The organism is Streptomyces sp. NBC_00376 (genome assembly GCF_036077095.1).
Classification (GTDB): domain Bacteria; phylum Actinomycetota; class Actinomycetes; order Streptomycetales; family Streptomycetaceae; genus Streptomyces.
The window spans coordinates 2317883-2341090 of record NZ_CP107960.1 but is presented as its reverse complement, the minus strand read 5'-3'; the positions used below and the strand labels follow the sequence as shown (position 1 = coordinate 2341090).

Annotated in this window: 21 protein-coding genes; 9 read left to right on the top strand and 12 right to left on the bottom strand. The window is 70.9% G+C overall.

Annotation, left to right across the window (positions count from 1 at the left end):
• Positions 1 to 9 precede the first annotated feature (9 nt).
• A complete protein-coding gene (locus OG842_RS10325) occupies positions 10 to 4725 on the bottom strand; it encodes an Lhr family ATP-dependent helicase (protein ID WP_266729335.1) in 4716 nt (1571 codons plus the stop codon).
• A gap of 149 nt (positions 4726 to 4874) precedes the next feature.
• Here OG842_RS10325 and OG842_RS10320 point away from each other — a divergent pair, with 149 nt between their 5' ends.
• The 3 genes from OG842_RS10320 to OG842_RS10310 are packed head-to-tail and all read left to right on the top strand — an operon-like array spanning position 4875 to position 6932.
• Positions 4875 to 5744 carry an AraC family transcriptional regulator gene (locus OG842_RS10320; protein ID WP_266729334.1) on the top strand — a complete coding sequence of 290 codons (870 nt, stop codon included), beginning with the start codon at positions 4875 to 4877 and terminating at the stop codon, positions 5742 to 5744.
• A gap of 10 nt (positions 5745 to 5754) precedes the next feature.
• The gene (locus OG842_RS10315) at positions 5755 to 6630 is read left to right on the top strand and encodes an AzlC family ABC transporter permease (RefSeq protein WP_266729333.1); all 876 of its coding nucleotides are present in this window, start codon (positions 5755 to 5757) and stop codon (positions 6628 to 6630) included.
• The gene (locus OG842_RS10310; protein WP_266729332.1) at positions 6627 to 6932 is read left to right on the top strand and encodes an AzlD domain-containing protein; all 306 of its coding nucleotides are present in this window, start codon (positions 6627 to 6629) and stop codon (positions 6930 to 6932) included. The genes OG842_RS10315 and OG842_RS10310 overlap by 4 nt, the downstream gene beginning before the upstream one ends.
• A gap of 147 nt (positions 6933 to 7079) precedes the next feature.
• On the opposite strand, the gene OG842_RS10305 is transcribed toward OG842_RS10310, so the two are convergent.
• Positions 7080 to 7994: a hypothetical protein gene (locus OG842_RS10305; protein WP_266729331.1), complete on the bottom strand. Its 915-nt coding sequence runs from the start codon at positions 7992 to 7994 to the stop codon at positions 7080 to 7082.
• Positions 7995 to 8073: 79 nt separating this feature from the next.
• Between OG842_RS10305 and OG842_RS10300 the strand changes: the two genes are divergently transcribed.
• The 4 genes from OG842_RS10300 (at position 8074) to recX (ending at position 12113) form a co-directional block, all read left to right on the top strand.
• Positions 8074 to 8268: a DUF3046 domain-containing protein gene (locus OG842_RS10300; RefSeq protein ID WP_114247022.1), complete on the top strand. Its 195-nt coding sequence runs from the start codon at positions 8074 to 8076 to the stop codon at positions 8266 to 8268.
• A 224-nt stretch (positions 8269 to 8492) separates the two neighbouring features.
• Positions 8493 to 9689 (top strand): AI-2E family transporter, encoded by a 1197-nt coding sequence (locus OG842_RS10295; RefSeq protein ID WP_266733513.1) that lies wholly within the window; start codon positions 8493 to 8495, stop codon positions 9687 to 9689.
• A 549-nt stretch (positions 9690 to 10238) separates the two neighbouring features.
• A complete protein-coding gene (gene recA / locus OG842_RS10285; RefSeq protein ID WP_266729330.1) occupies positions 10239 to 11366 on the top strand; it encodes a recombinase RecA in 1128 nt (375 codons plus the stop codon).
• Positions 11367 to 11369: 3 nt separating this feature from the next.
• Positions 11370 to 12113 carry a recombination regulator RecX gene (gene recX, locus OG842_RS10280; protein WP_266729329.1) on the top strand — a complete coding sequence of 248 codons (744 nt, stop codon included), beginning with the start codon at positions 11370 to 11372 and terminating at the stop codon, positions 12111 to 12113.
• A 34-nt stretch (positions 12114 to 12147) separates the two neighbouring features.
• On the opposite strand, the gene OG842_RS10275 is transcribed toward recX, so the two are convergent.
• From OG842_RS10275 to OG842_RS10235, 9 genes are all read right to left on the bottom strand, one after another.
• Positions 12148 to 12801, bottom strand: a complete 654-nt coding sequence (locus tag OG842_RS10275) for a DUF6197 family protein (RefSeq protein WP_266729328.1) — start codon at positions 12799 to 12801, stop codon at positions 12148 to 12150.
• 516 nt (positions 12802 to 13317) lie between these two features.
• Positions 13318 to 13728, bottom strand: a complete 411-nt coding sequence (locus OG842_RS10270; RefSeq protein ID WP_266729327.1) for a rhodanese-like domain-containing protein — start codon at positions 13726 to 13728, stop codon at positions 13318 to 13320.
• Complete coding sequence (locus tag OG842_RS10265) at positions 13725 to 14243, bottom strand: cysteine dioxygenase (RefSeq protein ID WP_266729326.1); 519 nt, start codon at positions 14241 to 14243, stop codon at positions 13725 to 13727. The genes OG842_RS10270 and OG842_RS10265 overlap by 4 nt, the downstream gene beginning before the upstream one ends.
• 104 nt (positions 14244 to 14347) lie before the next feature.
• A complete protein-coding gene (locus tag OG842_RS10260) occupies positions 14348 to 14395 on the bottom strand; it encodes a hypothetical protein (protein ID WP_309506048.1) in 48 nt (15 codons plus the stop codon).
• A 71-nt stretch (positions 14396 to 14466) separates the two neighbouring features.
• On the bottom strand, positions 14467 to 16080 hold the full coding sequence (locus OG842_RS10255) for an FAD-dependent monooxygenase (RefSeq protein ID WP_266729325.1): 1614 nt from the start codon (positions 16078 to 16080) through the stop codon (positions 14467 to 14469).
• Positions 16081 to 16301: 221 nt separating this feature from the next.
• Positions 16302 to 17201 (bottom strand): amino acid ABC transporter permease, encoded by a 900-nt coding sequence (locus OG842_RS10250; protein WP_266729324.1) that lies wholly within the window; start codon positions 17199 to 17201, stop codon positions 16302 to 16304.
• Complete coding sequence (locus OG842_RS10245) at positions 17198 to 17863, bottom strand: amino acid ABC transporter permease (protein WP_266729323.1); 666 nt, start codon at positions 17861 to 17863, stop codon at positions 17198 to 17200. Before OG842_RS10245 ends, OG842_RS10250 begins: the two co-directional genes overlap by 4 nt.
• 75 nt (positions 17864 to 17938) lie before the next feature.
• Complete coding sequence (locus OG842_RS10240; RefSeq protein ID WP_266729322.1) at positions 17939 to 18775, bottom strand: glutamate ABC transporter substrate-binding protein; 837 nt, start codon at positions 18773 to 18775, stop codon at positions 17939 to 17941.
• 90 nt (positions 18776 to 18865) lie between these two features.
• Positions 18866 to 19651: an amino acid ABC transporter ATP-binding protein gene (locus OG842_RS10235; protein WP_266729321.1), complete on the bottom strand. Its 786-nt coding sequence runs from the start codon at positions 19649 to 19651 to the stop codon at positions 18866 to 18868.
• Positions 19652 to 20006: 355 nt separating this feature from the next.
• Between OG842_RS10235 and OG842_RS10230 the strand changes: the two genes are divergently transcribed.
• The gene (locus OG842_RS10230; protein ID WP_266729320.1) at positions 20007 to 20699 is read left to right on the top strand and encodes a response regulator transcription factor; all 693 of its coding nucleotides are present in this window, start codon (positions 20007 to 20009) and stop codon (positions 20697 to 20699) included.
• A 15-nt stretch (positions 20700 to 20714) separates the two neighbouring features.
• Positions 20715 to 22109 (top strand): sensor histidine kinase, encoded by a 1395-nt coding sequence (locus OG842_RS10225; RefSeq protein WP_266729319.1) that lies wholly within the window; start codon positions 20715 to 20717, stop codon positions 22107 to 22109.
• A 24-nt stretch (positions 22110 to 22133) separates the two neighbouring features.
• Here the strand turns inward: OG842_RS10225 and OG842_RS10220 are convergent, their stop codons facing one another.
• Positions 22134 to 23132 carry a TAXI family TRAP transporter solute-binding subunit gene (locus OG842_RS10220; RefSeq protein WP_266729318.1) on the bottom strand — a complete coding sequence of 333 codons (999 nt, stop codon included), beginning with the start codon at positions 23130 to 23132 and terminating at the stop codon, positions 22134 to 22136.
• Between the last annotated feature and the right edge of the window lie 76 nt (positions 23133 to 23208).

Below are 23208 nucleotides of genomic sequence, written 5' to 3'. Positions count from 1 at the left end.
GTCGTTGGTTCAGGCGCGCAGGCGGAGCCCCCTCGGGGTGGCCAGGAAGCCGGCCGCCTCCAATGTGCGGCCGAGCGGGGAGGTCAGGGAGGGTGCGCCATTGGTGCGCTCCACCGTGACCGTGCCGAGTGCGCCCGCGCGGGCGGCCGCCGCCAGCGCCCCGGCCGCCGCGAGGAGCGCCGGGTCGTCCGGGTCGGTCGGCCAGGCCAGCAGTGTCTTGCCGCCGCGCTCCATGTACATCGCGAGCTCTCCGTCGACCAGCACCACCAGGGCGCCCGCCTTGCGGCCGGGCTTGTGCCCGGCGCCGTCCGGCGGCTCGGGCCAGGGCAGAGCGGCGCCGTACGCGTTGGCCGGGTCCGCCGCGGCGAGGACCAGGGCGTGGGGCGCGGTCCCCGGCTCCGTACGGTCGCGGGCGGTGGACGTGGCGCGCAGCCGGTCCACCGCGCCGTCCATCGCGAACTGCGCCGCCCCCAGGCCCTCGACGACATAGCCGCGCCGGGCCTGCCCGTTGTCCTCGAAGGCGGACAGGATGCGGTACGTAGCGGAGAAGCCGCCTTCGACGCCCTCGGCCTGGACCGCGCCCCGGGTCACTACCCCGTGGCGGTCGAGGAGAGTGCGGGCCAGGGCGTGAGCACGGTGCGTGGGGTCGGGTTCGGTGGCGGGCAGCAGGGACCAGCGGCCCGAGACGGTGGGCGGGCCGGTGCGGGACGCGGGCCGGGCGGCGGAGGTGAGCGAGCCGTAACGCCCGCGCGGGACATTGCGTCTGGCGCGGTGGGCGGTCGACCCCGCCGTGCGGCCGGAGCCGAGCAGCGAGCGCAGCGGGGCGAGCGTGTCATTGGTGAGCCGGCCCGACCAGGCCAGCTCCCAGATGGCGTCGGCCAGTTGCGGATCGGTGCAGTCCGGATGGGTGGTGGCGCGGACCTGATCGGCGATCTGCCGGAAGAACAGTCCGTATCCGCCGCTCAGTGCGGTCAGGACGGATTCGTGCAACGCGCTGAGCTCCAGCGGGTGCGGGGGCGGGAGGAGCAGGGGGGCGCTGTCGGCGAGGTAGAGGGACAGCCAGCCGTCCTTGCCGGGCAGGGCACCCGCGCCGGCCCAGACGACCTCGCCGGTGGTGGTCAGCTCGTCGAGCATCGCGGGGGTGTAGCCCGTGACCCGGCTCGGCAGGATCAGCTTCTCCAGCGCCGACGCCGGGACGGGCGCGCCCTGCAACTGCTCGATGGCGCGGGCCAGTCCGTCGATTCCGCGCAGGCTGTTGCTGCCCAGATGCTGCCACTGGGGCAGGAAGCCGGCGAGGGCGGCGGGCGGGACCGGTTCCAGTTCGTGGCGGAGCGCGGCGAGCGAGCGGCGGCGCAACCGGCGCAGCACGGTGGCGTCGCACCATTCCTGGCCGATACCGGCGGGATGGAACTCGCCCTGGACGATCCGGCCGGACGCGGAGAGCCGTTGCAACGCCCCGTCGGTGACGGCGGTGCCGAGGCCGAAGCGGTTGGCGGCCGCGGTGGAGGTGAACGGGCCGTGCGTACGGGCGTACCGGCCGAGGAGATCGCCGAGCGGGTCCTTCACCGGTTCGGTGAACGCCTCGGGGACACCGACCGGGAGGGCGGTGCCCAGTGCGTCCCGCAGGCGGCCCGCGTCCTCGATCGCCGCCCAGTGGACGGCCCCGCCGATCCGGACCCGGATGGCCCGGCGGGCCGAGGACAGCTCCGGAGCCCAGGACGGGTCGGCGCCGCGCGCTGCCAACTCCTCGTCGGTGAGCGGACCGAGGACCCGGAGGAGGTCGGCGACGCCTTCGACGTCCTTGATCCGGCGGTCCTCGGTCAGCCACTGGAGCTCCTGCTCCAGCTCCGCCAGGACATCCGCGTCGAGCAGCTCGCGCAGCTCCGCCTGGCCGAGGAGCTCCGCCAGCAGATGGGAGTCGAGGGAGAGAGCGGCGGCCCGCCGCTCCGCGAGGGGCGAGTCGCCCTCGTACAGGAACTGGGCGACGTAGCCGAACAGGAGCGAGCGCGCGAAGGGCGAGGGCTCCGGGGTGGTCACCTCGACCAGCCGGACCCGGCGCGCTTCGAGGTCGCCCATGAGTTCCGTGAGGCCGGGGACGTCGAAGACGTCCTGAAGGCATTCGCGGACCGCTTCCAGGACGATGGGGAATGACCCGAACTCCGATGCGACCTGGAGGAGTTGCGCGGCGCGCTGGCGCTGCTGCCACAGCGGGGTGCGTTTGCCGGGGCTGCGGCGCGGCAGCAGCAGGGCGCGGGCCGCACACTCACGGAACCGGGAGGCGAACAGCGCCGAACCGCCGACCTGGTCGGTGACGATCTGGCCGATCTCGCCCTGTTCGAACGTCACGTCCGCCGCGCCTACGGGCGGTTGGCCGCTGTCGTACGAGAGGCCCGGCAGCGGTGCCGGAGCCTGGCCCGGACTGCGCGCCAGGTCCTGCGCCGGACCCGGTGCCAGATCCGGCGTCAGATCCTGCGCCAGGTCCTGTGCGGGGTCGAAGTCCAGGAGGTCCAGGCCCATCAGGTCGGCATCCGGCAGCCGGAGCACGATGCCGTCGTCGGCGTGCATCACCTGGGCGTCCATGCCGTACCGCTCGGCGAGGCGGGCGCTCAGCGCCAGCGCCCACGGCGCGTGCACCTGCGCGCCGAACGGGGAGTGGACCACGACGCGCCAGTCACCCAGCTCGTCACGGAACCGCTCGACGAGGATGGTCCGGTCGTCCGGCACGTGGCCGCAGGCGCGGCGCTGTTCGTCGATGTACGACAGGGTGTTGTAGGCGGCCCAGGTGTCGAGACCGGCGGCGAGCAGACGTTCCCGGGCGTCCTCCTGCGACAGTCCGCCGATCTCGCGGAGGAACGCCCCCAGCGCACGCCCAAGCTCCAGCGGGCGGCCCAGCTGGTCGCCCTTCCAGAACGGCAGCCGGCCGGGAACGCCGGGGGCGGGCGACACCAGGACCCGGTCACGGGTGATGTCCTCGATCCGCCAGGACGTGGTGCCGAGCGTGAAGACATCGCCGACCCGGGACTCGTACACCATCTCCTCGTCGAGCTCACCGACCCGGCCGCCGCCCTTCTTCGGGTCGGCGCCCGCGAGGAAGACCCCGAAGAGCCCCCGGTCGGGGATCGTTCCCCCGGAGGTGACGGCGAGCCGTTGTGCGCCGGGGCGGCCGGTGACCGTACCGGCCACCCGGTCCCAGACCACGCGGGGGCGCAGCTCGGCGAAGGCGTCGGAGGGGTAGCGGCCGGCGAGCATGTCCAGCACGGCGGTGAACGCGGACTCGGGCAGCGAGGCGAAGGGCGCGGCGCGGCGGACCGCCGCCAGCAGATCGTCCACCTGCCAGCTGTCCAGGGCGACCATGGCCACCAGCTGCTGGGCCAGCACGTCCAGCGGGTTGGACGGGACCCGGAGCGCCTCGATGGAGCCCTCGCGCATCCGCTCGGTGACCACGGCCGCCTGCACCAGATCGCCCCGGTACTTGGGGAAGACCACTCCGGTGGAGACCGCACCGACCTGGTGTCCGGCCCGGCCGACCCGCTGCAGGCCGGAGGCGACCGAGGGCGGCGACTCCACCTGGATCACCAGGTCGACCGCCCCCATGTCGATGCCCAGCTCCAGGCTGGAGGTGGCGACGACGGCCGGCAGCCGGCCCGCCTTGAGGTCCTCCTCGACCTGGGCGCGCTGTTCCTTGGATACCGAGCCGTGGTGGGCGCGGGCGAGCAGTGCCGGGGCGCCCTTCGCCGCACCGGACTCGGCCATGATCTCGGCGGGGGAGTGGGACTCGGCGATCGTCTCGCCGGTGAGCCGCTCGTAGGCGATCTCGTTGAGCCGGTTGCACAGCCGCTCGGCGAGGCGACGGGAATTGGCGAAGACGATGGTGGAGCGATGCTGCTGGACCAGGTCGACGATCCGCTCCTCGACGTGGGGCCAGATCGACGGCTTGTCCGCCTGGCCCGCCTGGTCGGGGTCGGTGGCGGGGGAGCCGCCGAGCTCGCCCAGATCCTCGACCGGGACGACCACCGACAGGTCGAACCGCTTGGTGGACGGCGGCTGGACGATCTCCACCTTGCCCCGGGGCGAGAGGAAGCGGGCCACCTCGTCGACCGGACGGACCGTCGCCGACAGGCCGATCCGCCGTGCGGGACGTGGCAGCAGCTCGTCCAGACGCTCCAGCGACACGGCGAGATGGGCGCCGCGCTTCGTGCCCGCCACGGCGTGCACCTCGTCGAGAATCACCGTCTCGACGCCGGACAGCGCCTCCCGTGCTGACGAGGTCAGCATCAGGAACAGTGATTCGGGCGTGGTGATCAGGATGTCCGGCGGCCGGGTCGCCATCGAGCGGCGCTCGGCGGGCGAGGTGTCGCCGGAGCGGATCCCCACCCGGACCTCGGGCTCGGGCAGTCCCAGCCGCACCGACTCCTGGCGGATGCCGGTCAGCGGCGAGCGGAGGTTGCGCTCCACATCGACCGCGAGCGCCTTGAGCGGCGACACGTACAGCACCCGGCAGCGTTTCTTCGCCTCGGCGGGCGGCGGGACGGACGCCAGGGCGTCCAGCGCGGCGAGAAACGCGGCGAGGGTCTTGCCGGAGCCGGTCGGTGCGACGACCAGCACGTCCGAACCCTCGCCGATCGCGCGCCAGGCGCCCTCCTGCGCGGCGGTGGGCGCGCTGAAGGCACCCGCGAACCAGCCGCGGGTCGCGGGTGAGAACGAATCGAGCGCAGAGCCGGTCATGTCCCCCATCGTGCACCCCGCCACTGACAACGACCCCGACGCCGTGCGTGCCACCACTCGCGACGGTCCCGAAGCCGCGCACCCCGGCTCACCTGCAAGGGCTCCGACAGCCCCCGGCGACCCTGCCCCGGAGCTGCGAGAATTCGTGCATGGCGGCGATACCGGAATCAGGATCGGGAGAGTGGGCGAGGTACTGGCAGTACGCGGAACTGCCCGACCTCGATCTGCTGCGTGCCCGCTATGTGCGCCACACCTTCCCGCGCCACAGCCACGAGGGCTATGTCTTCGGCACCATCAGCCGCGGAGTGGAGGACGTCGGGCTGCCGGGCGGCACCGTCCACGCCGGCCCCGGCACCGTTGTCGTGATCAACCCCGAGGTTCCGCACACGGCCCGCGCGGGCGTGCCCGAGGGCTGGGTCTACGCCACGCTCTACCCGTCGTCGCAGGTGATCAACGACATCGCGGCCGAGACGACGAGCCTGCGCGGCACGGTCGGATTCACCGAGACCAGCGTCATGGACCCGTACGCGGCCCGGCTGATCAGCGAGGTCCACCGGGCCGCCGAGGAGGGCAACGCACTTGCCGCCGACACGGTGCTGAGGGTCATGGTCACGCGGCTGCTCGACCGGTGCGGCAGCGCGCTGCCCACCCGCGCGCCCCGCTCGGCGGGCGCCCGCGACGCGGCGCGGGCCCGCGCGGTGCTGGAGGGGCGGATGGCGGCGCCGCCCACCCTTGAGGCGCTGGCGGCGGAGCTGGGAACGAGTCCGTTCGCGCTGCTGAGAGCCTTCAAGAAGCAGTACGGGATGCCGCCGCACGCCTGGCTCACCGATGCCCGGGTGCGGGCGGCGCGGCGGATGCTCGATGCGGGGACGGCGCCCGCGGAGGCGGCCGCCGAGGTCGGCTTCACCGATCAGCCGCATCTCAACCGTCACTTCACCCGGATCGTGGGAGTACCACCCGGCGCGTACCAGCGCGAACGTGCAAGAACGTACAAGACCGGTCCCGATCTGCCCACGTAGCGTTCCGGTCGTGGCAGAACAGACAACACTCCCAGAGGGCGTCGGCGCATCGGCCGACGCACCCCACCGCGACGCGACCGGCCGAGGAGAGCAGCCGGACGCGGTCCGTGGGAAGCCGGACGGTGCGGAGCCGGCCGGTGCGAAGCCGGACGCGGCCGTCGTACGCGATGCGCTCGGCGTCGGGATAGCCGTCGGGCTTTCCGGGTTCGCCTTCGGCGTGACCTCGGCCGGTTCCGGACTGAGCCTGCTGCAGACCTGCGCGCTCAGCCTCGCCGTCTTCACCGGCGCCTCGCAGTTCGCCCTCGTCGGCGCCCTCGCGGCGGGCGGCAACCCGTACACCGCGGCTGCCGGGGCCTTCTTCCTCGGCGTACGCAACTCTTTCTACGGCCTGCGGCTGTCGCAGCTGCTGGCGCTCCCCAGGGCGCTGCGCCCCTTCGCCGCCCAGTGGGTCATCGACGAGACGACCGCCGTGACACTTCCGCAGCCGACCCGGCGGGCGGCACGGATCGGCTTCGCCGTCACCGGGCTGACCCTGTATGTGCTGTGGAACCTGACCACGCTGCTGGGAGCCCTGGGCGCCGAGGCGCTCGGCGACACCGACGCCTGGGGGCTGGACGCGGCATCGCCCGCGGTCTTCCTCGCTCTGCTCGCACCGATGCTGAAGAGCACCACGGAACGCGTCACCGCCGCCATCGCGGTCCTGCTCGTGCTCGGGCTGCTGCCCGTACTGCCCGCAGGCGTCCCTGTCCTGCTGTCCGCGCTCGCCGCACCTGCCGTTCTGTTCCTGGGCGGACGCGGGAAGGGCGCGGGCCGGGGAACGGCCAACACGCAGGGCAGCACGAAGAGCACGAAGAACAGCACGGAGAGTACGGAGAAGGACCGATGAACGTCTGGATCGCCATCGCACTGACCGCCGTCGGCTGCTACCTCGCCAAGCTCGTCGGGCTGCTGGTGCCCGCCGGTGTGCTGGAACGCCCGCTCGCCCAGCGCCTCGCCGCACTCCTGCCCGTGGCGCTCCTGGCCGCCCTCACCGCGCAGCAGACGTTCGGCGACGGGCAGCACCTGGCACTGGACGCCAGGGGGGCCGGCCTTGCCGCGGCGGCGCTCGCGCTGGTCCTGCGCGCGCCCTTCCTCGTGGTCGTGGGCGCCGCCGTGGCCGTCACCGCAGGGGTACGTGCCCTCGGTTAGGCACCCGCCCCGCACGGACGGTAAGGGGCTCGGTCCATGGAGCCGAGCCCCTTACCGTCCGGAGCCGACAGCCGACAGCCGACAGCCGACAGCCGGCCGGCCGGGCTCACCGGTCTGACCGCCACCATCCGCTTCGGCAACCGGGGCTCAGCCGAGGCTGCGGCCATGGGCGCGCAGGGTCAGGAGCGCCTTGAGCGTCACGATGGGCCGCCCCTCCAGAGCCGTCCCCGGTGCCCACTGCCGCCAGTTGACCGGCCAGCCGCCGTCCGGCTGCTGCTCGGCCGCGAGATGGTCGAGCGAGCGGGAGAGCTCCTCGTCGGTGAACCAGTGACGGGCGAGCGACTCGGGCGTACGGGCGTAGTCGTACGGGAAGTGCTGCTCACCCGGCGCGTAGCCGGCCGCGACCGGGTACTCGGCCCGCCGCTCCGGATCCAGTACGGCGAGACGCTGATCCCGCACCAGCCGCCCGAGCCGGTCGGCCGCCGCCTCCGCCCGCACCCGGTCCGGAGCGCCGTCCAGGAAGGCGAGCGCCGCCTCGATCTCGTACGGATGCGACCGGTCCAGCGCGTCCACCGCGGCCCAGCAGAAATCAGTGGCCCGGAACAGCCAGGCGTGCCACACCGCGTTGCGGTGCAGGAGCCCGACGACGGGGCCGGTGGCCAACAGCTCCGCGGGGGGATCGTCGACGATCGGGATGAACGGCGCGGCGGGATAGCCGCGCTGCGTCGGCAGCAGAGCGGGAAGAGCACCCTCCTTGGTCGACACCTGGGTGAGGAAGCGGCAGATCCGCTCCACCCGCAGTCCGTCGCAGCGCCCGATGGAGTCCAGCACATTGAGCGCGTGCGCGGTGTGCAGTGGCTGACTGACGGGGCCACGCAGATCGGGTTCGAGCGCGTGCCCGTAGCCACCGTCCTCGTTCAGATAGGCGGCGAGTGCGGTTTCCACCGCGTCCGCACTTCCTTCCAGGAAGTGATGAGCGAACCGCCGTTGTTCCAGGACACGGGCCGTGAGCCAAATGAACTGCTCGGCACGCTTGAGGGGACTTGTTCCGGTTCCAGCCATGGACCGACCGTAGGGCGGTAAGCGCTCTCGGCAAGACGTAGCGGCCCGGCTGCACTCTCAGGAGCGGGATACTGAGGTCATGCGGTTGACGATTTTCTGGGAACGGATGGCGGACCACTTCGGAGCCGGGTACGCCGACTCCTTCGCGCGTGATCATGTGATGGCCGAACTCGGTGGGCAGACGGTCCACCAGGCGTTGGCCGCGGGCTGGGAGACCAAGGACGTCTGGCGCGGTGTCTGTACCGCGGTCGGCATTCCGGCGGACAAGCGCTGACCGGGTGCGGACAGGCGCTGACCCCGGCGCGGACAAGCACTGAACCCCGTTCCGTGGCCCGGACCTGTGCTGTTGTCCGGGGCGGGCGGTTGCTCGCCACAGCCGTAGGCGAGACTGGAACCGTGGCACCGACAGACGAGACAGCACAGACCCAGCCGCCTTCCACACCGCCCGTCCCGCCGGCCGCGCCACCCACCGCGTCCGCCGGCGGCGGACCGGTACGCATGCCCACGTGGCTGCCGCGCGCCATGGTTCTCGCGCTGGCGCTCTACGCCTGCTTCCGGCTCGGCAGCTGGGCGTTCGACCAGCTCATCGGGCTGCTGATCAATGTGCTGATCGCGTTCTTCCTGGCGCTCGCCATCGAGCCGGCGGTGAGCCGGATGTCGGCGCGCGGCATGCGCCGCGGCCTCGCCACCTTCCTGGTCTTCCTGGTGGTGCTGATCGCCGGGGTGGGCTTCGTCGTACTCCTCGGCTCGATGCTCGCGGGCCAGATCGTCGACATGGTCGAGGAGTTCCCGAAGTATCTGGACTCGGTGATCAACTGGGTCAACCAGAGCTTCCACACCGACCTCTCCAGGGTCGAGGTCCAGGACAGCCTGCTCCACTCCGACTGGCTGCAGAAGTACGTCCAGAACAGCGCGACCGGAGTGCTCGACGTCTCCACCACCGTGCTCGGCGGGCTGTTCCGTCTGCTGACGATCTTCCTGTTCTCGTTCTACTTCGCGGCCGACGGCCCCAGGCTGCGACGCGCCCTGTGCTCCGTGCTGCCGCCCGCCAGGCAGGCGGAGGTCCTGCGGGCCTGGGAGATCGCGGTCGACAAGACCGGCGGCTACCTCTACTCACGCGGTCTGATGGCCCTCATCTCCGGGATCGCGCACTACATCCTGCTGGTGATCCTCGGCGTTCCGTACGCGCCCGCACTCGCCGTCTGGGTCGGGTTGGTCTCCCAGTTCATCCCCACGATCGGTACGTATCTGGCGGGCGCCCTGCCGATGCTGATCGCGTTCACCGTCGACCCCTGGTACGCGCTGTGGGTGCTCGGCTTCGTCGTGGTCTACCAGCAGTTCGAGAACTACGCGCTGCAGCCCAAGCTCACCTCCAGGACCGTCGACATCCATCCGGCGGTCGCCTTCGGATCGGTCATCGCGGGCACGGCCCTGATGGGTGCCGTGGGCGCGCTGATCGCGATCCCGGCCGTCGCCACGCTCCAGGCGTTCCTCGGCGCGTATGTGAAGCGGTACGACCTGACGGACGACCCGCGGATGCACGGCCACGGCCGGGGCCGACGACGCGGCGAGCCACTGCTCACGCGGCTGCGCCGTTCCTGGCGGGCCCCCGAGAGCGATGACGGCGAGGGGAGCGACGGGCGCGGAGGCGGACAGGGCGCTGCCGGGGAGCCGGAGGGCCCGGCACACGCCTGACCCGGTTCCGCTTCCCGGTCCGGGCCACGAGCCCGTCGACCTCCTCGGGCGCCGGCTGGTCGACCCGGACCGGGATCCCGCGGCCGTCCGCCTCGTCCACGAGAGCAGCGGTCTCCTACACGGTCGCGGGGCGGTTCATCGCCGAGTGCTCCCACCTGCTCGTCCGTCCCCGTGACGTGGACGGGCGCCCCGATCCCGCCGAGCTGAACAGCGATGCGAAGGCCCGCACCACGGGTCGCCCCGGCGACCAGAGCCACCCCTCTCTGTCGGTTTTGTCACCTGTGGCCGGAATCTAACATGGTGTTGATCGGCTGTTCTCGACTCCCTGGTGGCGGGACGCCACGGCGCCGTCCTGGGGCGAGGGCCGGCCCGGAGTGGTGCGCTTGACACTAAAATCGAACATCCATTCTCATGGGATTCCGGCCGGGTTTTCCCGGGCCCGACCGTGGAGTTGTCCACAGGCCGGGAGGACGTCGAGGCCCATTGTCAGTGGCAGGGGTTAGCGTCTTTGACGTGAAGCGATCGACTCAAGCAAATCGGGTGGAACCCATGGCAGGAAACGACCGCGAGAAGGCGCTGGACGCCGCACTCGCACAGATTGAACGGCAATTCGGCAAGGGCGCGGTGATGCGCCTCGGCGAGCGGCCGAACGAGCCCATCGAAGTGATTCCCACCGGGTCGACCGCCCTCGACGTGGCCCTCGGCGTCGGCGGCCTGCCGCGCGGCCGTGTGGTGGAGGTGTACGGACCGGAATCCTCCGGTAAGACGACGCTGACGCTCCACGCGGTGGCGAACGCGCAGAGGCTCGGCGGCTCGGTCGCCTTCATCGACGCGGAGCACGCTCTCGACCCCGAGTACGCGAAGAAGCTCGGCGTCGACATCGACAGCCTCATCCTGTCCCAGCCGGACAACGGCGAGCAGGCCCTTGAGATCGTGGACATGCTGGTCCGCTCCGGCGCCCTCGACCTGATCGTCATCGACTCCGTCGCGGCGCTCGTTCCGCGTGCGGAGATCGAGGGCGAGATGGGTGACTCGCACGTGGGTCTCCAGGCCCGTCTGATGAGCCAGGCACTCCGCAAGATCACCAGCGCTCTCAACCAGTCCAAGACCACCGCGATCTTCATCAACCAGCTCCGCGAGAAGATCGGTGTGATGTTCGGCTCGCCGGAGACCACGACCGGTGGCCGGGCGCTCAAGTTCTACGCCTCGGTGCGCCTCGACATCCGCCGGATCGAGACGCTGAAGGACGGCACCGACGCCGTCGGCAACCGCACCCGGGTCAAGGTCGTCAAGAACAAGGTCGCGCCGCCCTTCAAGCAGGCCGAGTTCGACATCCTCTACGGCCAGGGCATCAGCCGCGAGGGCGGTCTGATCGACATGGGCGTGGAGCACGGCTTCGTCCGCAAGGCCGGTGCTTGGTACACGTACGAGGGCGACCAGCTGGGCCAGGGCAAGGAGAACGCCCGCAACTTCCTCAAGGACAACCCCGATCTCGCCAACGAGATCGAGAAGAAGATCCTTGAGAAGCTGGGCATCGGTGTCAGGCCCGACGACAGCGCCGCCGAGTCCGGTGCGGACGCGGCAGCTGGTGCCGCGGCACCGGCCGACAGCGCGAAGTCGGTGCCCGCTCCGGCCGGCAAGACCAAGCCGGCCAAGACCGCGGCGGCCAAGAGCTAGACCGTGACGCGTCGTACGGAGTGGCCGGTCAGCGCCACTGACCAGCACGCCGGACCCGGCCACGGAAGCACCGCCGGGTACATGGCCGGGTCCGAGGATGCGCACGGGCCGGAGGCCGGTGCCGGATCCGGCACCGGTCGTGGCGCGGGCTCGGGCGCCGGATTCGGTGAGGGGGCGGGCCGTCGTGACCGCTCCCGCACCAGGAGCAGCGGCTCCCCTTCCTCGTCGAGGGCCGAGAAGGGGGAGCCGCGAGACCCGGTCGAGCAGGCACGCAACATCTGCCTGCGACTGCTCACCGGGACCCCGCGCACCCGGAAGCAGCTCGCGGACGCCCTGCGCAAGCGGGAGATCCCGGACGAGGCGGCCGAAGAAGTGCTGTCGCGCTTCGAGGACGTCGGGCTGATCGACGACGCGGCGTTCGCCGACGCCTGGGTGGAGTCCCGGCACCACGGCCGCGGCCTGGCCCGCCGGGCCCTCGTCCGTGAGCTGCGCACCAAGGGGGTGGACTCGGCGGTCATCGACGAGGCGGTCGGGCAGCTCGACTCCGAGCAGGAGGAGGCGACCGCCCGGGAGCTGGTTGCACGGAAACTGCGCTCCACGCGTGGCCTGGACCGCGACAAGCGGCTGCGCCGCCTTGCGGGCATGCTCGCCCGCAAGGGGTACGGGGAGGGCATGGCCCTGCGCGTGGTGCGGCAGGCGCTCGAAGAAGAGGGCGAGGACACGGAAGGCCTGGACGAGCCCTTCTGACCGGGGCGGGTATCGGGTGGGGTGGCTGTGGCGATCACTGCCCGGCGAGGGCGGCGCGGGTGATGGTGGCGTCGATCAGGGCGAGTGCATCCGCGGCGGTGCGGCCGGGGCAGCGATTCCATGGGCCGATCAGTCCGGTCCAGCCCCGGGAGCGGAGCTCGGCGACGAGCCAGGCGCCGGCACGGTCCACGGTGTCGAGGGAGCCGTATCCCAGGCGGTGCGCGGTGACGAGGGCGCCGCAGATGCACCGTGCGCCGCGTGCGTTGCGGAGCCGGTAAGGGGTGTTCTGCCAGCCCCATTCGGTCAGGATCTGCCTCGCGTAGGCGAGATGCGTGGAGGGCCTCACCTCGGGCTGGCCGATGCGCCGCCAGGAGTGGAGCCGGTCCGGGAGGACCGCGCCCAGCCGCCCGGGAAGCGGCCGCTCGCGCGGTGCGGTCGGAGGCAGGGCGCGGATGGAATCGGCGATGAGCTGGTCGACCGGCACGGACAACAAATCGCGCCAGTCGGTCGGCTGACGGACCGGCAACAGCCGTTCTGTATCGGCGGGGGAGGCAGGCTGTACAGGGTCGCGGTCGGGGCCGGGGGCTGTGGCGTCCCAGCCGCTGATGATCTGCTGCCACGCCTCGGTGTCATGGAGACGAGCGGCCTGGGCGTCCAGTTGATCGGGGGTGAGGGTGGGGGTCGGCATGGGTGCGAGGTCTCCGTCATATCGGTCCTTGGCGTTGAGGTGAATGTCGGTCGGGTACGGGGATTGCTCCACCGGAGCGTGGCGTTCGGGTGTGTCGGGGCGGATTCGGGGGAACTGCGGGTGGCGTGGAGGAGCGGCCCCGGACGATGGCACAGCAGGATCCAGCGCGTAGGTGTCCGTGTGCGGAGCGCTGTGCGAGATGTGGCCGGAGCCGTGCCGGACAGGAACCTGCGCGGGGTTGGGCGTTCGGTCCAAGGCCCGGGACGTCGCGACGGTCCGGGGGATGCCGGGGGTGGGGAATGCCAGGCGCTGGGGCCTCTCAGCATGACCCCGGCAACCAGGCACCCCGAGCCCGACCTGTCACAGCGGAACGGGGGCCGACCCGCCACCCCGAGGCCGGGCCCGGCTCAGCGGCGCGCTGCTCGGCCCCGGCCCGTCTACGCGCGGCCCGGCCCCGGTCGTCACCCCGAAAGCCGTCACTCCGAGACCAGGGCTCCGCCAGTCACACCGCGCCCGTCACACCTCGACCGGCAGGCCCGCCGTGCGCCATGCCTGGAAGCCGCCGATCAGGTCCGTTGCCCGGTGCAGTCCCAGCTGTTGCAGGGACGCGGCGGCGAGGCTCGATGCGTAACCCTCGTTGCAGATCACCACGATGCGGAGATCGTGGCTCACCGCCTGCGGGGCCCGATGGCTTCCTCGCGGGTCGAGCCGCCACTCCAGTTCATTGCGCTCGACGACCAGCGCCCCCGGAATCAGTCCGTCCCGTTCGCGCAGCTCCGCATAACGGATGTCCACGAGGAGCGCCTCGCCCCCTGCCGCGGCGGTGGCCGCCTCCTGCGGGCCGACCCTGACGAACCCCGCCCGGACCCGTTCCAGCAGCTCATCGATCCCGACCGGCTCCGTACCGCCGCGACCGCCGGCACTCACTGCCAGTCCTCCGGCCGTTCGACCTGCTCAAGACGGAGCACCGCGCCGGTACGGCTGTAGCGACGGATCTGCGGCAGCGGCGGGTAGTACGCGTGGACGGAGACGGCGTGCTCCGTGCCCGACTCGTTCAGCACCTCGTGGACGTGGTGGCGGCCGAACGCCCTGCCCTGGCCGGTGGCCAACCGGCGGGAACGGTCGATGCCCTCGGCGAGTTCGAGGGTCTTCCAGCCGTCGGTGGGCAGCCGGGCGGCGAGCGACAGCTCCTTGAGCGTGCCGGCCGCCGTGGTGAAGGCGCCGACCGAGTCGGCGTGGTCGTGCCAGCCCGTACCCGTACCCGGCGGCCAGCCGATCAGCCAGGCCTCGCTGCCGTCGGGCCCTTCGAGCTGGACCCAGGTACGGCCCTCGGGATCGAGCGGGAGCGAGGCGACGATCTCGGCGTCGGCGGCGACAGCACGGACGAAATCGAGCAGTTCCGCCGCCGTCGGACCGGAAGCGTCATCGGTGGCAGAGGACATGCGTACAGAGGGTGACGAAGGGGCAGACACAGAGACCGTCCTGAGGGTTCGCGAGGGTGCCCCGCCCGCACGGCAGGGCGCACGACGGAGCAGAGGAAGGCGATTCAGCAGGACGGACGACACACGCAGCCCGCATAGCGGACGAGGTCCATATGGACCCTCCGCCACAGGCGCACATCGGTGTCGGTCACGTTCCGGAGTACACCATCTGCGTCCGCATCGGTCAATTGATGCCCGCAGTCTGGTCGGAACGTACGGCGGCGCGCACCGCTCCACCACGTACCGCGTCCGCCGCCGCGAAGAGATCCCGAGGCTGCACCCCGCCGAACGACGCCACGAGATGACCGTCCGGTCTGACCAGCAGCACGGTGTGGGCCGACGCTCCCGGGTAGCTCTCGGTCACCAGCAGCTCGCCCTTCATCGGCAGGGCGTCGACGGCGGCGGCGAGGCGGGGCATGACACCGGCGGTCATCCAGTGACGGCGGTCCCAGACCCCGGTTCCGGGTGCCACCAGAACCACCAGCAGATGCCCCTGCCCCAGCCGTTCCCGGAGCCGTACGGTCGTCCCGTCGGGGGCTGTCACCCGCACATCGGCCACCGGCGCACCGGGGGGCGTACCGACAGATGTGTGTGCCTCGGCGCGTGGGGGCGCAAGGGGCGAATGCGAGTATGAGGGGGGCGCACCGAGGGGGCCGCAGCCCAGATGCCCGTCGGCGAGCAGCGAATCGTGCTCCCGTGCGCTCCCCGGGACCAGCGTCCGCAGCCCTCCGGCGCCCCGCAGTATCGGCAACGACTGGTCCGCGGCGCGCAGCCGTGCGGCGACCGCGGCCCGGCGCTCGGCCTGGTAACTGTCGAGCAGTCCGTCGGAAGCGCCGTGGTGCCAGTCCTGGGCCAGCTTCCAGGCCAGGTTCTCGACGTCCCGCAGCCCCTCGTCGAGCCCCTGGGTGCCCAGCGCCCCCAACAGATGGGCGGCGTCGCCGGCCAGGAAGGCCCGGTCCACCCGCCAGCGCAGGGCGAGCCGGTGGTGCAGCGTGTACACGCCCGTGTCCAGCAGCTCGTACGGCGGTGTCTCCCCGCACCAGCCCGCCAAGGTGTCCCGGACCCGGGTGATCAGGGCGTCCGGGGTGACGAGCTCGCCGCGCGGCGGCAGCAGCCAGTCCAGCCGCCAGACGCCGTCCGGCAGCGGCCGCGCCGTGACCTCGGCGCCGCCGGTTCGCCACGGCGGCAGCCGGTGCAGCACGGCCTGTCCGGGCCAGGGCAGCTCGGTGCGCAGCGCCGCGACGGCATGCCGTTCCACCGCCGTACGCCCGGGGAACCGGATGTCGAGCAGCTTGCGCACGGTGGACCTGGCGCCGTCGCAGCCCACCAGGTAACTCCCGCGCCACCAGGTCGCGTTCGGCTCCCTGGTGTGCACGGTGACGCCGGTGGCGTCCTGCTCCAGGGTGTCGATCCGGCTGTAGGGGGCCACCCGCACCAGATCCTGCGCGGCCACCGCCTCCCGCAGCCCGCGCGCCAGTACGTGCTGGGGCAGATGGATCGGGGCCGGCAACGGATCACCCTCGGCGGAGTCCTCGCCGAGCGGCAGCTCACGCACCAGTTGCCTGCGCCGCATCGACCGCCACCCGGACCACCGCACCCCCTCGTGCCGGAGCGCCTTGCAGCCCAGCCGCTCCACCAGGGCCGCGGTGTCCTCGCGCAGCACCACGGTGCGGGCGGGGCGCGTCTCGTCCTTGCCCGGGTCCTCGTCGAGCAGGACGGAGGGAACGCCCTGCGCCGCGAGGGCGAGCGACAGCGCCAGGCCGACCGGCCCGGCACCGACGACGATCACCGGGTCCACGGCGCGACTCCTGGGATCCGTTCACACGACGCGGACGCGCGAAGCGAGCGGCTCGGAAGGTGGATGGAGGGTTGAGGAGGTGTGGCGACGGAGAGGACAGGGGGCGCGATCACAGAACGTATGCAACCTACTGCCGGTGCTTGCGTCAAGCGACACCGAAGAGCGGTGAGGGGCGGTGGCTCATCTGCCACCGCCCCTCGGGAACTCCGTGCGACGGTCCGTCAGACGGCGCGCCCGTCATCGACGACGAGCGACGGCGTACCGACCGTCTCGGGTGCGCCCCCGGGCGCGGTGCCCTTCGCCTTCTTGGTGCGCCGGAGCCAGCGCTCCAGCCAGCTCGCGAACGAGGTGAGCGCGAAGTTCACCAGGAGGTAGATCAGGGCGATGACGGTGAAGCACGCGATGGTGTTCGCGCCGTAGTTGGCAGCCATCGGGCGGATCGAGGCCAGCAGCTCGGGGAAGGTCATCACGGCGCCGCCCAGCGCGGTGTCCTTCACGATGACGACGAGCTGGCTGACGATCGCCGGCAGCATCGCCGTCACCGCCTGCGGCAGCAGCACGAACACCATGGTCTGGCCCTTGCGCATGCCGAGAGCCTTGGCGGCCTCGCCCTGGCCCTTCGGAAGGGTGTGGATGCCGGCGCGCACGATCTCGGCGAGCACGGACGCGTTGTACAGCACCAGACCGGTCACCACGGCGTACAGGGGACGGTCGTCGGTGCTGATGGTCGTGTACTCCGAGTACACCGCGTTCGCGATGATCATCAGGATCAGCACCGGAATGGCGCGGAAGAACTCCACGACCACGCCGGCCGGTACCCGTACCCACCGGTGGTCGGAGAGCCGGCCGACACCGAAGAGCGCTCCGAGCGGCAGCGCGATGATCAGGGCGAAGAACGCCGCCTTGAGCGTGCTCTGGAGGCCCGGCCAGATGTACGTCTCCCATGGCTGGGAGCTGGTGAAGAAGGGCTTCCACTTGATCCAGTCGAGCTGGTGCTTCTCGGCCAGACCGTCGTACACCCACCACACCACGGCCGCGGCGCACAGCACGAACAGCACCGTGTAGAGGATGTTGCGCTGCTTGGCGCGGGGGCCCTGGGCGTCGTAGAGGACGGAACTCATCGCTTCACCGCCACCTTCTTGCTCACCCAGCCGAGGATCAGGCCGGTCGGGAGGGTCAGGACGACGAAGCCGAACGCGAAGACCAGTGCGATCAGGATCAGCTGGGCCTCGGCCTCGATCATGTCCTTCATCAGGTACGAGGCTTCGACGACGCCGATCGCGGAGGCGACCGTGGTGTTCTTCGTCAGCGCGATCAGCACGTTGGACAACGGGTTGACCACCGCACGGAACGCCTGAGGAAGGATGATCAGCCGCAGTACCTGCGTGAAGCTCAGCCCGAGTGCGCGCGCCGCCTCGGCCTGGCCGACCGGCACCGTGTTGATGCCCGAGCGCAGCGCCTCGCAGACGAAGGCGGCCGTGTAGGCGACCAGGGCGAGTACGGCCAGCCGGAAGTTGATGTCTTCGATGACATCGGCGCCGAGCGAGATGGTCAGCGTCTGGTTCAGGCCCAGCGACGAGAAGACAATGATCACGGTCAGCGGAATGTTCCGGACCACGTTCACGTACGCGGTGGCGAAGCCGCGCATCAGGGGGACCGGGCTGACCTTCATGCCGGCCAGCAGCGTTCCCCATATGAGGGAGCCGAGGGCGGAGTAGACGGCGAGTTGCACCGTCACCCAGAAGGCCCCCAGCAGGTCGTAACCTTCAAGAAAGTCGAACACGATCTCCCGCGCTTCCGCGTCTAGGAGGGCACGGCGCGCCGCCGTTCACGGACGGCGCGCCCGGTCAGCCCTGCTTCACTTGACGATGTTGCCGATCTTCGGGGCGGGCTCGTTCTTGTAGTTCGCCGGACCGAAGTTGTCCTTCACGGCCTTGTCCCAGGAACCGTCCGAGACCATCTTGGTGAGCGCGGCGTCGATCTTCTTCTTGAGGTCGGCGTCGCCCTTCTTCAGACCGATGCCGTAGTTCTCGTTGGTCATCTTGAAGCCGGCCAGCTTGAACTTGCCCTGGAAGTTCGCCTGCGAGGCGTAGCCCGCCAGGATGCTGTCATCGGTGGTCAGTGCGTCGATGGCCTTGTTCTCCAGGCCGGTCAGGCACTCCGAGTAGCCGCCGTACGTCTGGAGCTGCGCCTTCGGCGCCAGCTTGTCCTTGACGTTCTTCGCCGAGGTCGAGCCGGCGACCGAGCACAGCTTCTTGTTGTTCAGGTCGGCCGGGGACTTGATCGAGGCGTCGTCGGCGCGGACCAGGATGTCCTGGTGGGCCAGCAGGTAGGGACCGGCGAAGTCCACCTTCTGCAGGCGCTCGTCGTTGATCGAGTAGGAGGCGGCGATGAACTTCACGTCACCGCGCTCGATCGCCGTCTCGCGGTCGGCGCTCTTGGTCTCCTTGAAGACGATGTCCTTGGCGTCGTAGCCGAGTTCCTTGGCCACGTACGTGGCGACATCGACGTCGAAGCCGGTGTACTTGCCGTCCGGGGTCTTCAGACCGATGCCCGGCTGGTCGATCTTGATGCCGATCGTGATCTTCTTGCCGTCGCCCGAGCCGCCGTCCTCCTTGTCGGAGCCACAGGCGGTGGCGGTGATGGCGAGGGCGAGCACGGCGGCCGAGGCGGCGGTGACCTTACGAAGCTGCATGGTGGTTTTCCCTAAGAGTTGACGCGATGTGAGTGATCAGCCGGTCCGGGGCCCGGCGGTGCAGGATCAATCAGTGCAGTGCGTGATCATTCAGTGGTGAAGGATCTTCGACAGGAAGTCCTTGGCCCGGTCACTGCGCGGGTTGCTGAAGAACTGGTCGGGCGTGGCCTCTTCGACGATCTTTCCGTCGGCCATGAAGACGACCCGGTTCGCGGCCGAGCGCGCGAAGCCCATCTCATGGGTGACGACGACCATCGTCATGCCGTCCCGGGCGAGCTGCTGCATGACCTCCAGCACCTCGTTGATCATCTCCGGGTCGAGCGCGGAGGTCGGCTCGTCGAAGAGGATCACCTTCGGGTCCATCGCCAACGCCCGTGCGATGGCCACGCGTTGCTGCTGGCCGCCGGAGAGCTGAGCGGGGTACTTGTCGGCCTGCGTAGCCACACCCACCCGGTCCAGCAGTGAACGGGCCTTGTCCTCGGCAGCCTTCTTGTCCGTCTTGCGGACCTTGATCTGCCCCAGCATCACGTTTTCGAGCACCGTCTTGTGCGCGAAGAGATTGAACGACTGGAAAACCATGCCGACATCGGCACGCAGCCTGGCCAGTTCCCTGCCCTCCGCGGGCAGCGGCTTGCCGTCGATCGAGATGGCGCCCGAGTCGATCGTCTCCAAGCGGTTGATCGTGCGGCACAGCGTGGACTTCCCGGACCCGGAGGGCCCGATGACGACCACGACCTCGCCACGGGCGATCGTCAGGTCGATGTCCTGGAGCACATGCAGTGCGCCGAAGTGCTTGTTGACGTTGCTCAGCACGACAAGGTCGTCCGCCGCAGGCGCGGCGTCCCCGGCACCCTTGGTCACTGAAACTCCGCTCATCGGCTTCATGCTCCGTCCTCCTCGGTTGGGAAGGACCCTAGTGACGCGGTGCTACCAGCGTCATTACATCTGAGCGGAAATTGAGGATAACGATCCGGCGGCAACCGGACACTCCGTGTGAAGGGGGTGCGGGGTGTGACGCCCGTGGCGTACCGGGTGGATAACAGATGGCCGGATGCGGCGGGCAGGCCTTGACTGACCTGCCTCTCATCGGAGTGGATGCCCTGGTACGCCATGACGTGAAACGCCTCGGTACGGGGAAGTGACGAGGAGCGTACCGAGACCGCACCGACACCCGCCGACGCCTGCCGGCCGGCGTCCCGTCGCAACCATCGGAGAACTGGAGAGGGAGGCCATGAGACTGCTGCTCGTCGAGGACGACAATCATGTCGCCGCCGCCCTCTCCGCGATCCTCGCCCGGCACGGCTTCCGGGTCGTGCACGCGCGCAGCGGCGAGGAGGCCCTGCAGGCCCTGCTGCCCGCCGACACGGAGCCGTTCGGTGTCGTGCTCCTCGATCTCGGTCTGCCCGACCAGGACGGGTACGAGGTGTGCGGGAAGATCCGCAAGCGCACCTCCACCCCGGTGATCATGGTGACCGCGCGCGCCGACGTACGGTCGCGGATCCACGGCCTCAACCTCGGCGCCGACGACTACGTGGTCAAGCCGTACGACACCGGCGAACTCCTCGCCCGAATCCACGCCGTCAGCCGGCGCAAGGCACCGGGCGAGGACACCGTGCCCATGCCCGTCGCAGGGCTGCGTCTCGGCCATGTCCACATCGAGCTGCCGACCCGCAAGGTCAGCGTCGACGGATCGGAAGTCCAGCTCACCCGCAAGGAGTTCGACCTGCTCGCGCTGCTCGCCCAGCGGCCCGGAGTGGTGTTCCGCCGGGAGCAGATCATCAGCGAGGTGTGGCGTACGAGCTGGGAGGGCACGGGGCGCACGCTCGAAGTGCACGTCGCATCCCTGCGCTCCAAGCTGCGGCTGCCCGCACTGATCGAGACGGTGCGCGGAGTCGGCTACCGCCTCGTCGCGCCGTCCGCGTAGAGGCGTACGTCCCAGGTGCGCACCCGGCTGCTTCCCCTGCTCATCGTTCTCATGGCGGGCGTACTGCTCGCTCTCGGCTTCCCGCTGGCCGTCAGCGTGGCCGCCGCCCAGCAGCAACGCGTCGTCATCGACCGCATCGACGACACGGCACGCTTCGCCGCACTCGCGCAGTTCATGACCGATCCGGTCGCCGGATACGACGAGCGCCGGCGCACCCTGCGCAACGAACTCGACACCTACGCGTCCGTGTACGGCATCCGCGCCGGTATCTTCCGCCGCGACGACAGCGCCATGGCCAAGGCCCCCGCCGCCTGGCAGCTGCCGCTGGAGGGGGAGGGGCGCGAGGCGTTCAAGGAGGCCCTGCTCGGGCGGCGCAGCCACGATCCACCACAGGTCTGGCCGTGGCAGAACGGCAGGGTCGTCGTCGCCTCGCCCGTCGTACGGGACGGCGACGTCGTCGCCGTGGTGGTCCTCGACTCGCCCACCGACGAGATGCGCTCGCGCACGATCCGCGGCTGGCTGCTGATCGCGGCCGGAGAAGCGATCGCGATGCTGGTCGCCGTCGGCGCCGCGATCCGCCTCACCGGCTGGGTCCTGCTGCCGGTGCGGACGCTGGACGCGGCCACCCATGACATCGCCAGCGGACGCATGCGATCGCGGGTCGCGGCTTCCGGCGGGCCACCGGAACTCAGGCGCCTGGCCCGTTCGTTCAACGAGATGGCCGACAACGTCGAGGACGTACTGGAGCAGCAGCGCGCCTTTGTCGCCGACGCCTCGCACCAGTTGCGCAACCCCCTTGCCGCGCTGCTGCTGCGGATCGAGCTCCTCGCGCTGGAACTCCCCGAGGGCAACGAGGAGATCGCCTCCGTGCGCATGGAGGGCAAGCGCCTCGCGCAGGTCCTCGACGACCTGCTCGACCTGGCGCTGGCCGAACACGCCGCGGCCGATCTGCAGCTCACGGACATCGGCGCGCTCACCGCGGAGCGCGTCGCGTCCTGGCGGCCGGTCGGCGAGGAGAAGGGGGTACGGCTCCGGGCGGACGGCTCGTCCGCGGTGACCGCCTGGGTGGACCCCATCGCGTTGTCGAGCGCCCTCGACGCGATCATCGACAACGCCCTGAAATTCACTCCTGCCGAGGAAGAGGTCGTCGTCACGGTCGCCTCCGGCCGCGATGACGTCACGGTCGTCGTCGCCGACCGCGGGCCCGGCCTCACCGCACAGGAGATGGAACGCATCGGCGACCGGTTCTGGCGCAGCACCCAGCACCAGAACATCAAGGGATCCGGCCTCGGGCTCTCCATCTCGCAGGCGCTCCTGGCGGCCTGCGGCGGCTCCCTGAGCTACGCGGCCCGTGAGCCGCACGGGCTGCGGGTCACGGTCTCGGTGCCGCGCAACGGCCCGCAGGGCTGAGCGCGATGGGGCCCGGGAGAACGGTCAGGGCTTGACCGAGCGGTAGTAGCGGCTGGCCCCTTCGTGCAGCGGCAGCGGATCGGTGTAGATCGCCGTACGCAGATCCACCAGCTGGGCCGCGTGCACCTCGCGCCCGATCCGGTCCCTGCTGTCGATCACTGTCCGGGTGAACGCCTCCGTCAACGCCGGATCCGAGCGGTCCGTGGTCACCAGCACATTGGCGACCGCGACCGTCGGTACCGCCTGGTCCTGCTGCGCGTTGCCGTAGGCGTCGGCGGGCATCATGGCCGAACGGTAGTAGCGGGCGGACCCGCCCGCCGCCTGGAGCTTCTTGACCAGCGGAGCCTCCAGCGGCACCAGCCGGATCGCGAACCGGTCCGACAGCTCCTGCACGGCTGAGGTGGGCAGTCCGCCGGACCAGAAGAAGGCGTCGAGCCGGCCGTCCTCCAACTGCTCCGGCATGGTGTCGATACCGGCGGGGACCGGGGTCACGTCCTTCGCGGGGTCGAGCCCCGCGGCCGTCAGCAGCCGGTCGGCGACCAGCCGCACGCCCGAACCCCGCTGCCCCACCCCGACCCGCTTTCCGCGCAGGTCCGAGACCTTGCGCACCTCGGAGTCGCGGGGTACGACCAGCTGGATGTAGTCGTCGTACAGCCGCACACAGCCCCGCAGCCGGTCCGCGCCGGGCTTGCCGCTGCGCAGATACGTGGCGAGGGCATCGGTGGTGGCGATGGTGAAGTCGGCCCTCCCGGTCGCCACCCGGGCGATGTTCTGCTGCGAGCCCTCACTGGTCTGCAGCCGTATCGACACCTTGGGCAGATCCCTGGCCAGGTCCCCCTTGAGGCGCTCGCCGTAGCGCTGGTAGACCCCGCTGCGCACACCGGTGCTGAAGGTCAGCGTGCCGGTCGGGGCCGGCTGCCCGAGCGGCAGCAGCCACCACAGCAGCAGCCCGAGCACGACGGCGACGGCGGCGCACATCTGAAGGACGCGTCGTCTGCCGATACGGGAGAGTGCCTGGAGCATGGCGGCGATCCTGCCAGCCCGCCCCGGCGATGACCAGGCCCGCTCCCCGGCGGCGGGTGGTCGCCGGGCGGGGTAT